The sequence below is a fragment of the Vibrio hepatarius genome (assembly GCF_043642085.1).
Taxonomy (GTDB): Bacteria; Pseudomonadota; Gammaproteobacteria; order Enterobacterales; family Vibrionaceae; genus Vibrio; species Vibrio hepatarius_C.
Genome location: NZ_JBHZSA010000002.1, coordinates 552,401 through 564,480, shown reverse-complemented (window position 1 = coordinate 564,480; position 12,080 = coordinate 552,401). Strand labels below are relative to the sequence as shown.

At 44.6% G+C, this 12,080-nt stretch carries 9 protein-coding genes; 6 read left to right on the top strand and 3 right to left on the bottom strand.

Annotation, left to right across the window (positions count from 1 at the left end; translation table 11 throughout):
- Nucleotides 1–126 precede the first annotated feature (126 nt).
- Together msrB and ACHUFZ_RS05575 are read right to left on the bottom strand one after the other, a co-directional pair.
- The gene (gene msrB, locus ACHUFZ_RS05580; protein ID WP_394126260.1) at nucleotides 127–1,263 is read right to left on the bottom strand and encodes a peptide-methionine (R)-S-oxide reductase MsrB; all 1,137 of its coding nucleotides are present in this window, start codon (nucleotides 1,261–1,263) and stop codon (nucleotides 127–129) included.
- Nucleotides 1,264–1,424: 161 nt separating this feature from the next.
- A complete protein-coding gene (locus ACHUFZ_RS05575; protein ID WP_394126259.1) occupies nucleotides 1,425–2,627 on the bottom strand; it encodes an aromatic amino acid transport family protein in 1,203 nt (400 codons plus the stop codon).
- A 584-nt stretch (nucleotides 2,628–3,211) separates the two neighbouring features.
- Here ACHUFZ_RS05575 and ACHUFZ_RS05570 point away from each other — a divergent pair.
- Genes ACHUFZ_RS05570 through ACHUFZ_RS05560 form a run of 3 tightly spaced genes read left to right on the top strand, consistent with a single transcriptional unit; the run spans nucleotide 3,212 to nucleotide 5,653 of the window.
- On the top strand, nucleotides 3,212–3,787 hold the full coding sequence (locus ACHUFZ_RS05570) for an acyl carrier protein phosphodiesterase (protein ID WP_394126258.1): 576 nt from the start codon (nucleotides 3,212–3,214) through the stop codon (nucleotides 3,785–3,787).
- A gap of 35 nt (nucleotides 3,788–3,822) precedes the next feature.
- On the top strand, nucleotides 3,823–5,082 hold the full coding sequence (locus tag ACHUFZ_RS05565; protein ID WP_394126257.1) for a DEAD/DEAH box helicase: 1,260 nt from the start codon (nucleotides 3,823–3,825) through the stop codon (nucleotides 5,080–5,082).
- A gap of 16 nt (nucleotides 5,083–5,098) precedes the next feature.
- Nucleotides 5,099–5,653 carry a GNAT family N-acetyltransferase gene (locus ACHUFZ_RS05560; protein WP_394126256.1) on the top strand — a complete coding sequence of 185 codons (555 nt, stop codon included), beginning with the start codon at nucleotides 5,099–5,101 and terminating at the stop codon, nucleotides 5,651–5,653.
- A 53-nt stretch (nucleotides 5,654–5,706) separates the two neighbouring features.
- On the opposite strand, the gene ACHUFZ_RS05555 is transcribed toward ACHUFZ_RS05560, so the two are convergent.
- Nucleotides 5,707–6,834 carry an acyl-CoA desaturase gene (locus ACHUFZ_RS05555; protein WP_394126255.1) on the bottom strand — a complete coding sequence of 376 codons (1,128 nt, stop codon included), beginning with the start codon at nucleotides 6,832–6,834 and terminating at the stop codon, nucleotides 5,707–5,709.
- Nucleotides 6,835–7,072: 238 nt separating this feature from the next.
- Here ACHUFZ_RS05555 and ACHUFZ_RS05550 point away from each other — a divergent pair, with 238 nt between their 5' ends.
- From ACHUFZ_RS05550 to ACHUFZ_RS05540, 3 genes are all read left to right on the top strand, one after another.
- Nucleotides 7,073–7,633 carry a GNAT family N-acetyltransferase gene (locus tag ACHUFZ_RS05550; protein WP_394126254.1) on the top strand — a complete coding sequence of 187 codons (561 nt, stop codon included), beginning with the start codon at nucleotides 7,073–7,075 and terminating at the stop codon, nucleotides 7,631–7,633.
- A gap of 101 nt (nucleotides 7,634–7,734) precedes the next feature.
- The gene (locus ACHUFZ_RS05545) at nucleotides 7,735–8,853 is read left to right on the top strand and encodes an efflux RND transporter periplasmic adaptor subunit (RefSeq protein WP_394126253.1); all 1,119 of its coding nucleotides are present in this window, start codon (nucleotides 7,735–7,737) and stop codon (nucleotides 8,851–8,853) included.
- A 10-nt stretch (nucleotides 8,854–8,863) separates the two neighbouring features.
- Entirely contained in the window at nucleotides 8,864–12,016 is a 3,153-nt protein-coding gene (locus ACHUFZ_RS05540) for an efflux RND transporter permease subunit (RefSeq protein WP_394126252.1), read from the top strand.
- The last annotated feature ends 64 nt before the right edge of the window (nucleotides 12,017–12,080 follow it).

The window sequence follows — 12,080 nt, the reverse complement described above, 5'->3', positions numbered from 1 at the left end:
AATGACAATATGATGTGAATAGATTGTTTGGTGAGACGCTGCTCGCAAAATAACTGCTTGCTTAGGCAAATAAAAAAGGCAGCCTCTAACTGAGGTTGCCTTTTTTGTATCGACGTTTTGGATGGATTAGCTGTCGAATAGGTATAAATACTCGCCGTAGCCTTGTTTTTCTAACTCATCAACAGGGATGAATCGCATGGCGGCTGAGTTCATACAGTAGCGCAGGCCCGTTGGTGCTGGACCATCTTTAAATACGTGCCCAAGGTGAGAATCGGCAAATCGGCTTCTTACTTCGGTACGTGGGTAAAGTAGGTGGTAATCGGTTTTCGTGACAATGTAACCTTCATTAATTGGCTTGGTAAAGCTTGGCCAACCTGTACCAGACTTATATTTGTCGGTTGAAGAGAACAGAGGCTCACCAGTCACGATATCAACGTAAATACCGTGCTCTTTGTTGTCCCAGTATTCGTTATTGAATGCGCGTTCAGTGCCTTCTTCTTGTGTCACGTAGTATTGAAGGTCCGTCAGCTTTGCTTTGATCTCTTTGTCAGACGGTTTGCTGTAAGCCTTAATGTTTGCAACGGCGTTTTTCTCATCAATTAATTGGCGCAAAGTGACAGGATTGTCTTCACGATCATCACCGAATATGTCATCTAAGTATTGGTCACGACCAGACGCATACCGGTAGTAGTTGTAGCGAACTTTGTTTCGCTTGTAGTAATCCTGATGGTAGTCTTCGGCAGGCCAAAACTTCTCGAACTTTATCAGCTCAGTTTTAAGTGGCTTCTTAAAAATGCCAAGTGCATCGATTTCAGCCATGAAGCTTTCAGCAATCTGCTTTTGTTGATCAGTATGGTAGAAGATAGCAGGGCGATAGTGGCGACCTCTATCTACGAATGAACCTCGATCGTCAGTCGGGTCAATGTGACGGAAATACTGATCGAGCACTTGCTCATAGTTGACCGCTTTAGGGTCATACTTTACTTCAATCACTTCGATGTGCCCGGTTTTACCCGATGACACCTGTTTATAGGTTGGGTTATCAACATTTCCGCCAGCGTAGCCTGATACTACGTCCAAGACGCCAGGCAGTTTTTCAAGGTCCGATTCCGTGCACCAAAAGCAACCACCCGCAAGTGTTGCAACTTCATATCCTTTTGAAGTTTTTGTTTCAGGCATATCACTGTCCGCGTTGCCTACAAAAGAGGCAAGGATCGCGATGGCAGCAATAGCAGAGAAGGCAAACTTAAACTTCGTTTTCATATCAACCTCATCGATTATGTATCGGTATTGAGTAATAAGAACGGGCAACAAAAAGAAAAATTGCACCTTATGTGAAGTTTTAGTCGATTAAATTTCAAAACGATCAAAAACGGCGCCTATAAAGACGCCGTTTTTCTTGATTATTTATCTAGGGAAAGTTATCAACCTAGAGCAGGTAACACACCCATAGTGATAAGTAGCTGTGCGCCGACAATACACACACCAATAGTGCTCGTCACTGCGAGGCCAAGGTTGCCGCCAATAACTTGGTAATGATTTTGTTCAGATTGCGCGCGTGCTTTCTTCACCATCAGGATTGGCAGGAAGATAGCTAACACAACCAGAGCAATAGCCGCATAACCTAACGCCATGATAAAGCCTTGTGGGTAGAACAAAGCGAAACCCATTGGTGGTAAGAAAGTAACGGCGCCAACAAGTACTCGTGAGTTGCCTTTACCTTGCTTTTTAAGGCTGTCGCCCAAGAATTCAAACAGACCTAAACTCACACCAAGGAAAGAGGTTAGCAGCGCAAGGTCTGCGAATACACCGATTGTTTGGCCAAGGTTTGATTGATGAACGGTTGTTGCAAGCGTTGAAATAAGCGCGCTTAAACCTTGGTTATCAAGCAAGGTAGATTGATTAACAACGCCCAAAGTTACCAACTGCCAAAATACGTAGATGATTAACGGAATTGCTGAACCAATCAGGATGGCTTTACGTAGCGACGGCGTGTGCCCATCTAGGTAGTTAACAATCGCTGGGATACTGCCGTGAAAACCAAATGACGTGAAAATTACTGGGATAGCAGCAATCACCAGACCTTGCTCAACAGGCATGCTAAGTAAGTATGATTCGGTGACATTAGGCGCTAAGAAGGTCAGTACCATCGCCATCGCTACAATCTTAACTAAGAAAAGCACGCGGTTTACTTTATCAACCGTTGATGTACCAATCGTTACTACTGCAGCTACGATGACGGTAAACAGTAGGGTTGATGTGGTGTTGGAAACCTCGATTCCAGTAAAGCCGGAAATGCGATCAGCGAACTGCGAACCACCACCAGCAATGTATGCAGCACATAACGCGTAGAACAAGAACATCATCGAGAAGCTTGCTACCCACTTGCCTTTTTTACCCAAAAATTTGTTTGCTAAGGTGTGCAGGGTGGCATCTTGTTCGGCGTGTTGGTGTATTTCAATCATTAGTAGTGCGGTATAAGCCATTAGCGACCAAAGTGCGACCATAATGATTAGTGATGTTGTGAATCCAATTCCGGCTGAAGCGAGTGGTAGTGCCAACATACCAGCACCAATAGTAGTGCCAGCGATGATCAAAGTACTACCCAATACCTTTGATTTATCCATTGTATATTTTTCTTTACGTTATTGTGGTGAGGCTTTAGTCATTTAGCCCACTCGCGGCTACATTAGTGAACGAAATAACTATCAATAGGGGCATTATTCAAGATGAACTGGATGATTTCAAGCTAAATGTACGGATTATTTACCATCACTGTAAATTTAAGTGTACATTGGTTGTTTTTGTTTTCACGTAAACGTTTACTTGAGATATGATTCAAACCATCGCCAGTTTTTACTTTCTCCTTTCAAAAAACTGTCATATAAGTGGTTTAAAAAGGAACACAAGTACCGCATATTGGTACTAGGGCCTTCGCCGGTCTTGAAATAATGTTTTAAAAGGAGGTCAGAATGAGTGACCAAACAGTTAACGAAGAATGCCTTGAGCTACTTGATGCGATGGAAATTGGCTTTGAGCTCTCAGACTATGAGCAGTCAATTGAAGAACTCGCAGAAGAGATCTTTAAATAAAATTCTTCGGAAATAAAAACTACCATTTTGGTGGTTAACAGAAAGAGCCAGTGCAGATGCGCTGGCTTTGTGCTTTATACTACTAGGTAGTTTTCAATAACCGCCGACTAGGAATCATCTTGAATTATCTTGCTCACCTTCATATTGCCGATCATTGCCAGTCTAGTTTGCTCGGTAACTTGTTAGGTGATTTTGTCAGAGGTAATCCTGAAAGCCAGTTCTCACCGCAAATATCAAAAGGGGTACGACTGCACCGTTTTGTCGATTCATTTACAGATAGCCATCCATTGGTGATTGAGTCTAAGGGACACTTTCCTCAAGGAGTAAGACGCTTTTCAGGCATTGCTTTAGATATGTTCTGGGATCACTGTCTAGCTAAGCGTTGGTCTGAATTCCACTCTATGCAGCTGGGTGGTTTTTGTCAGTTTGCACAGCAGAATGTTGAATCGGATGCGCTTACGACTTTGCCTGAATCCTTTGTTCGTACGTCTACGGCCATGTGGAAAGGGCGCTGGCTTGAGTCTTATCAGCATATTGAAAACATCGAGTTTGCACTAAATCGTATGTCTAATCGACGGCCAACCATGAAAGTACTAGCAGAGTGCTTCCCTTACATTGAGTCAAACTATCATCAGCTTGATGAAGTATTTAGTGCCTTCTACCCAGAGATACTAACCGCTAGCAAAAGATTCTGATAGAATCGTCGACCTTGCAATTATAGGTAATTTACATGTCGACCGATTTCCAATCTCTTGGGCTGTGCTCAACGCTTTTAACTACGCTTGAAAAGCTTAATTTCAAACAGCCTACCGAAGTTCAAAAGCACGCCATTCCACATGTGCTAGAAGGCCAAGATGTGCTTGCTGGCGCTCAAACCGGAACCGGAAAAACGGCAGCGTTTGGCTTACCTATTATTCAGCGCTTACTTGAGTCTCAGACGACTCGCGATATTCAAAGTAATGACGTGTTAGCGCTTGTACTTGTTCCTACACGTGAACTTGCTCAGCAAGTCTTCGACAACATTACTTTGTATGCCCAAGACACTAACATTAAGGTCGTCACTGCTTATGGTGGCACGAGCATGAACGTGCAAACGCGCAACCTAGATCAGGGCTGCGATATCCTCATTGCCACGCCTGGGCGATTAATTGATCATCTGTTTTGCAAAAACATCAACCTGACTAAGACACAATACCTAGTCTTGGACGAGGCTGATCGTATGCTTGATATGGGCTTTATGCCAGACATCAAACGCATCCTTAAACGATGTAATGAAGAGCGCCAGACGATGTTCTTCTCTGCAACGTTTGATAAGCGCATCAAAACCATCGCTTATAAGATGCTCAGTGAGCCAGTTGAAGTTCAAGTAACGCCATCTAACAGTACCGCTGAAACCGTCAAACAGATGGTCTACCCAGTCGATAAAAAGCGCAAAGCAGAGCTGTTAGCTTATCTAATTGGTTCTCGCAACTGGCAGCAAGTGCTCGTCTTTACCAAAACCAAGCAGGGCAGTGACGCTCTGGCAAAAGAATTAAAACTTGATGGTATTAAAGCAGCGTCTATTAATGGTGATAAAAGCCAAGGTGCTCGCCAAAAGGCACTAGATGACTTTAAATCTGGTCAGGTGCGTGCACTTATCGCAACGGATGTCGCAGCACGTGGTTTAGACATTCAGCAACTTGAACAGGTTGTTAACTTCGATATGCCATATAAGGCTGAAGATTATGTTCACCGCATCGGTCGTACTGGCCGAGCAGGTCAAGAAGGCTTTGCGGTATCTCTGATGAGCCGTGATGAAGAGTATTTACTAGAGGCGATTGAACGCCTATTGGACAGTAAGTTACCTCAGGAGTGGCTTGAAGGCTTTGAACCAAGTTTGATTGAAGAGATCGAACCTGATCGCTCTCCAAAACGCAAAGGCCGAAACTCTGACAAGCGCAAAATGAAAGCTAAACTTAAGATTCACGCTAGCCGTGGAAAAAGGCGCTAATTACTAAGGGTTAAAAATGATCGAGCAAAAGGATTTTGCTGATATAAAACTTGAGCTGCTCAGTTTTTCTGATACCGAGCAGCTGCTTGACTTTGAACTTAAGAACAAAGATTGGTTCGAGCAGTTCATCCCCCCAAGAGAGCAAGGCTTCTATTGTACCGAAGGTGTTCAGACTCATATTGAGCATTTCTTGCTTGAATACAAATGTCACCAATTGCTGCCTCTAATCATTAGAACGTCAATTGGCTCGATTGCCGGAAGACTCAACTTTACCAACGTCGATCTTAAAAAAGGTACGGCCCATGTCGGCTATAGGGTCGGGAAAGCGTTCACTTCTCAAGGGGTGGCGAAGACGGCATTAGCAAGAGGAATGTCTGTACTAAAAAAGCGCGGCATTAAACGTCTGTTCGCCTATGCGGAAGTAAACAATATGGCGTCACAGAAAGTCTTAACATCCAATGGTTTCACCAAAGTTCGCGTAGTAGAAGATTATGCGAAACTGAATGGACAGAGTATTGATTGTATTGAATATACCTGTGTCTTGAAAAACGCTAACCACCTTTTTCTCTAACTCAAACAATAAAGGCCCTCAAATGAGGGCCTTTTGTTATTCTTTGGCTTGGTTTAAGCGTACTGCGCAACCATAGCGTTCCAGCTCTTACGTTGAGCAGCAAGATCTTGTTTCATCTGTTGGTAACGTACCTTAAGAATCGAGCGTTCATACTTTTCTGCTAAGTTAGCCTTTTTCGCTTCAAGAATTTGCTTTCTGATGTCGTAGTAATCGGACATTTTTGCAACGAGCGCTTCAAATTCCTTGTTTAACGCTTCATTAAGCTGTTGAGCGTTGGGTAGCTTACTGACTTTCTGAGTCGCTTCGGATAACGATTGTTTAGCGCGGGCTTTTTCAATCTTTAGCTTAGGCGTCACGCGAAGTTTTTTGGTTAAGCCCAACCAAGAGCACGACTTGATTAACCACTTAGTTGGATCATATTGCCACCAGTAAATACCGTTGCGGTAATCGTTCTCAAAAATGTGGTGGTAATTGTGGTAACCCTCACCAAAGGTGAATACGGCCAGTACAGCGTTGTCGCGCGCAGTGTTCTTTTTCGTGTAGGGCTGTGAACCCCAGATGTGCGCCAACGAGTTAATAAAGAATGTCGAGTGATGACTCAGTACCAAACGCAGTACACCCACTACAAGTAGCATACCGATCATGTCGCCGTAGATTGCGCCGAGAAGAATTGGGAAACCAAAGTTAGTCGCAAGTGCGAGTGGTACATAGTACTTGTGTTGCCACATCACTATCTTGTCTTTCTGTAAATCTCGGCAGTTTGAGTAGTCGGTATAGGTATTGGCATTGTACTCACGCAGCATCCAACCAATATGAGAGAACCAAAAACCACGTTTCGCTGAATAAGGATCTTTGTCGTTGTTATCGACATGCTTGTGGTGGATGCGGTGATCTGAACTCCAATGCAACGCGCTATTTTGTAGGGCGAAGGCCCCACCAATAGCAAAAAGGAAACGCAATGACCAATGCGCCTCAAATGTTTTGTGTGACCATAATCTATGGTAACCAGCAGTAATTGATAGGTTACAAAATGAAAACGCGACGATAAACCAAATGAGGTGCTCAGCGCCGTAGCCTAATGTGATTCCATACCAAGGTACAATCACAGAGGCGACGATAAATGACGATAAAAAGATAAAGATGTTTAACCAAATCAGCGGTGGTTTACTAGAGCCAGACATGGTGAATTTCCTTTCAGCTAACAGTTGTGCGCTAGAATATCAGCGTACACGTGTAAGTCAAACGGCATGGTTCAAATTTATGAGGAGTAAACGGGGATATTTGGTAACGATTTGTAGCTTTTATAAGAGTGACTATGCATTACCAATGGGTAATGTTTCAGAATGTTTGGCTTTTAGTTAAATGTTTTATAGTATGAAGGGGTAAACAATCCTTACAGGAAGTAATAAGGTACTACAAATGGAATTGAAAGTAGCTGAATATAGCGACTACGAGCGCATTGCTACACTGCATGCAGAGAGCTGGAAGAAGTTTTACTATGGAATACTAGGTAAAGACTTCCTCGAAAATGACGTTCAAGAAGAACGATCCGCAATTTGGCAAACTCGCCTGATTAATCCTCCTTTTAACCAACATGTCGTGATCCTCGAAGAGGGCGGGCTGCTTTGTGGCTTTATTTGCGCATTTGGTAATCATGACTTTGAAAAGGGAACCATTATTGATGCCCTGCATATCGATCCTGCTTATCGTGGGCGTGGTTTAGGTGTGCAGCTATTATCAGAAATGGCAAAGTGGATCGCTCAATATTTCCCTGATAACGGCGTCTATTTAGAAGTCATGAAGGACAATAAACAAGCGGTAGAGTTTTATGACCATCTAGGCGGAAAATGTGACCTAGAAAGGTTATGGAACGCACCTTGTGGTAACCAAGTGCCAGAGCTTGTCTATACGTGGAGTTCCGGGCAAAAACTGCTAGATAGTGTGGCTGGTCACATAAAGTCTGAATCTGTAACAGCTTGATACACTTAAGCCAACCGTCCTGATAATTCTCGGACATTAATTTGTAGACCGTTAGGTAGCTTTAGATAAGCCCATTTTTTATTTATCTAACGGTCTATTCAATGAAAAAAACGTTACTCTTCACAGCACTAAGTAGTGCTCTTTTTCTCGTAGGATGCGGCGACAATACTCAAGGACAGAAACAACTACCGGCTCAGCTCGTTGTAGCCGAGCAAGCTCAATTTACCCCTCATCAGCAGAGCAAGTCGTATATCGGACGCGTTGAAGCTGTTGAAGACACCAATATTACTGCTCAAGTGACTGGCTATCTTAAAGCGAGACATTTTGAAGAAGGTGAGATGGTTGAAAAGGGCCAGTTACTCTATTCAATCGAACCCTCATCATTTGAAGCACAACTAGCCAGTGCGAAAGCTGCCTTAGCTCAAGCGAGAGCGACGCTAAAGAAGGCGGAACTTGATTTCGAACGCGGTAAAAACCTTTTGCCAAAAGGCAGCATTTCTCAATCTGAATTCGATAACCTCAACGCAACCTTGCTCGGTGCACAAGCACAAGTCGAAGCAGGAAAGGCTCAGACTCACCTTGCAGAGGTCAATCTCTCCTATACCCAAATCAAAGCCCCGTTTTCAGGTCGCATTGCACAAAGCAAAGTAAGTACTGGTGATTTGGTTTCTCCCCAATCTGGCATATTAACGACATTAGTTAGCTTAGATCCTGTCCACACTAGCTTTAGTATAAGTGAACGCGAGCGTCTTGAGCTAGGCATGGACAAAATCAAGGGTGATGGTTCCGCTGATGCTGTAGAAGTGCAAGTGGTATTGGAAAATGGTCAGCCGTTTGAACATTTAGGCAAGTTAGACTTTTTAGGTAATCGTATAGACCTGAATACCGGTACTTTGGCCATGCGCGCGATTGTCGATAACCCAGACTATCGTTTACTACCTGGTCAGCACATTCGTATCGAACTACGCGAAAAACAGTCAACAGACGTTATCGTAGTGCCACGTCGAGCGGTACAAACCGACCTAGAAGGTAACTTTGTCATGGTGGTCGCAGAAGGAAACGTCGCGGAGCGAAGAAACGTTGAGCTTGGAAGGCAATTGGAGAAAGGAGTCATTGTCAGAAGTGGTATCAATGCGGACGAGCAAGTCATTACTCAAGGATTACAACGTATCCGTAATGGTGTTCCAGTTCGTTTTGAACAGCCACAATCTGCTGAATAGAGAGGTGTAAATGTTAAGTCGTTTCTTTATCCAGCGCCCTAAGTTTGCGCTGGTCATCTCAATCATATTGACTCTGGCGGGTGCAATCTCATTAGCGATCTTACCTGTAGCAGAATATCCGAAAATCAGTCCTCCATCAGTGAGCGTAACTGCCTATTACACAGGTGCAAGTGCTGAAGTCGTCGAGCAGGCGATAGCTGACCCAATAGAAACCTCCGTTAATGGCGTCGAAAACATGATTTATATGTCTTCGAAAAGCGCTAACGACGGCTCATATAACCTGAACGTAACGTTTGACGTTGGTACTGACCCTGACATGGCGCAGGTAAACGTACAAAACCGTGTCTCTCAAATTGAGTCTAAACTGCCACAAGAAGTGCGCATGGTTGGCGTGACCGTTAAAAAGCGTTCGCCTGACTTGTTGATGGTACTTAACTTCTACTCACCAGATGGTAAGTATGACGATCAATTCTTGATCAACTACATTAACCTCAATGTGAAAGACCAATTGGCGCGTGTAAAAGGCATTAGTGAAGTTAGCGTAATTGGTGGTGGTGAATACGCAATGCGTGTTTGGCTCGATCCTGAAAAGATGGCCAACTTAAAGCTAACCACGAGTGATGTATACGGTGCATTAGCAGAACAAAACGTGCAGGTTGCTGCGGGTCGTGTTGGTGCTGCGCCTTACAGTGAAGCGCAAGAAGTACAATTTAACCTTGTAACCAAAGGTCGATTGGAAAGTGTTGATGAGTTCGAGAACGTGGTATTGCGCGCTAACCCTGATGGTTCTTCTGTTTACCTCAAAGACGTTGCACGCGTTGAACTAGGTAAGAAGTTCTACGACGGTAGCGGTAAATTCCGCGGTCAAGATGCATCAATCGTTGCTTTGTCTCTTCAATCTGATGCTAACGCACTTGAAAGTGGTAAAGCGGTAATGGAACTGCTTGATAACTTAAGTGTGAACTTCCCAGAGGGGATGGCATACGAGACCAGTTACGATACGACAGTGTTTGTTGCGGAGTCGATTAAAGGGGTAGTAAAAACGCTGGTGGAAGCGATTCTACTGGTTATTGCCGTAACTTACCTGTTCTTAGGTAGTGCGAGAGCAACACTTATCCCAGTGGTTGCGATTCCTGTCTCTTTGATTGGTACGTTTGCGATCATGCAGACCACAGGTTTCACGATCAATACAGTGACCTTGTTTGGTTTGATTCTCGCGATTGGTATCGTGGTTGATGACGCAATTTTGGTCATCGAAAACGTCGATACGACAATGGCGAAAGATCCTTCGTTGTCACCACGTAAAGCGACCTTGATCGCGATGAAAGAGGTGACTGGGCCAATTATCACCTCTACCTTGGTACTATTGGCGGTATTCTTACCCGTAGCGATGCTTCCGGGCATTACGGGCATCATGTACCGACAGTTCGCGCTGACGATCTGTATTTCAGTTGTTATCTCTTCAATTAATGCTCTGACGCTGTCACCAGCATTGTGTTCGTTGGTGTTGAAGCAGGGCGGTGGTAATACATCCCGCTGGTTTACTGCATTTAATTCAGGCTTAGAGCGCATCACAGTACGTTACGGTCAAATTGCGGGCTTCTTGGTTAAGAAAGCATTGCTTCTAGTGACATTCTTTGTTGTTGCGGTCGGTGCGGTGACATTCTTCGCCAAGACCACTTCGACGGCGTTCGTACCACAAGAAGATAAAGGCATATTGTTAGTTAATGTTCAGTTGCCAGATGCGGCGTCGCTATCTCGTACTGAAGAAGTGACTGAACAGCTTATCGATATGGTTGAGCAAGAGTCGGGTGTCGATGGTATTACTGTTGCTAACGGTTATGCGTTTATGACTGGGGCGGCAGCATCGAATGGTGCATCACTATTTATCAAGCTACATGATTGGGATACAAGAAATAGCTTTGATGGTGACCATTCAGCTAACGCCATTGCACAGCGTATTAACGGACGCGCGGCAATGGAACTGCCACAAGCAATTGTGTTTGCCATGGGGCCACCAGCTGTTCCTGGTATGGGCGCTGCGTCAGGCTTTGAATTCGTGCTAGAAGATACGCTAGGTAGAAGCAGAACCGATCTGGCGATGGTGATGGGCCAGATGATTGAGGAAGCGAACAAGCAACCTGAAATTGGCTTCACCTTCAGTACGTTCCGCGCCAATGTGCCGCACTACTATGTTGATATCGACCGTGAAAAAGCGCAGCAACTTGGTATTCCACTATCAAGTGTGTTCCAAACGCTACAGGGTAACTTAGGTTCGCTCTACGTGAATGACTTTACCATGTTCGGTAAGAACTTCCGCGTGACTATGCAAGCGGATGGAGAACACCGTAAAGGAATGGAAGACCTCGAGCGTTTCCATGTGCGTTCATCAAGCGGTGAGATGATTCCCCTCAGCACCTTGGTTAGCTATGAGCAAATCTTTGAGCCTGATGTGGCTTGGCGATACAACATGTACCGCAGTGCCATTATCCAAGGCCAGCCTGCGCAGGGTTACTCGAGTGGTGATGCGATTGCCGCTATGGAACGTGTCGCGGCAGAGATACTTCCACAAGGCTATCAATACGAGTGGACAGGTATGGCTTACCAAGAGGTATTGGCGGGTAACCAAGCTATCTTCGCTTTTGCACTTGCGTTGATCTTTATCTACTTGTTTATGGTCGCGCAATATGAAAGCTGGACGATTCCGCTCGCGATTATATTGGTAGTACCAATCGCGACTTTGGGCTCTTTCCTAGCTTTGAACTTAACAGGGACACCGCTAAACCTGTATGCGCAGATAGGTTTAGTACTGCTCATAGCGCTCGCGGCGAAGAACGCAATCTTGATTGTTGAATTCGCTAAGGTTGAGCGTGAAGAGAAAGACGTGCCGATTGATAAGGCGGCAGTAGAAGGTGGTAAACTGCGATTTAGAGCGGTGAACATGACTTCTTGGTCGTTTATCTTGGGTATCTTCCCACTGATCTTCGCTTCAGGTGCGGGCCATGTAAGCCAGAACTCATTAGGTATCTCCCTAATTGGCGGACTTCTGTGTGTACTACTTGCGGGTACGTTCTTAATCCCTGGCTTCTATGCCATGGTTCAGCGTAAACGTGAAAAAGCTCATGGTGGCAATACTAAGTTGATCCCTTTGGATGACGAGTAAAGCAGCGTAAAAAACAAAACCCTAGCGTAATCGCTAGGGTTTTTTATGTTTAGGCTTCACTGAC

Coding starts and splice junctions, on each gene's coding strand:
- ACHUFZ_RS05545 (WP_394126253.1), top strand. CDS start 7,735: ATGAAAAAAACGTTACTCTTCACAGCACTAAGTAGTGCTCTTTTTCTC.
- ACHUFZ_RS05550 (WP_394126254.1), top strand. CDS start 7,073: ATGGAATTGAAAGTAGCTGAATATAGCGACTACGAGCGCATTGCTACA.
- ACHUFZ_RS05565 (WP_394126257.1), top strand. CDS start 3,823: ATGTCGACCGATTTCCAATCTCTTGGGCTGTGCTCAACGCTTTTAACT.
- ACHUFZ_RS05555 (WP_394126255.1), bottom strand. CDS start 6,834: ATGTCTGGCTCTAGTAAACCACCGCTGATTTGGTTAAACATCTTTATC.
- ACHUFZ_RS05560 (WP_394126256.1), top strand. CDS start 5,099: ATGATCGAGCAAAAGGATTTTGCTGATATAAAACTTGAGCTGCTCAGT.
- ACHUFZ_RS05575 (WP_394126259.1), bottom strand. CDS start 2,627: ATGGATAAATCAAAGGTATTGGGTAGTACTTTGATCATCGCTGGCACT.
- ACHUFZ_RS05540 (WP_394126252.1), top strand. CDS start 8,864: ATGTTAAGTCGTTTCTTTATCCAGCGCCCTAAGTTTGCGCTGGTCATC.
- msrB (WP_394126260.1), bottom strand. CDS start 1,263: ATGAAAACGAAGTTTAAGTTTGCCTTCTCTGCTATTGCTGCCATCGCG.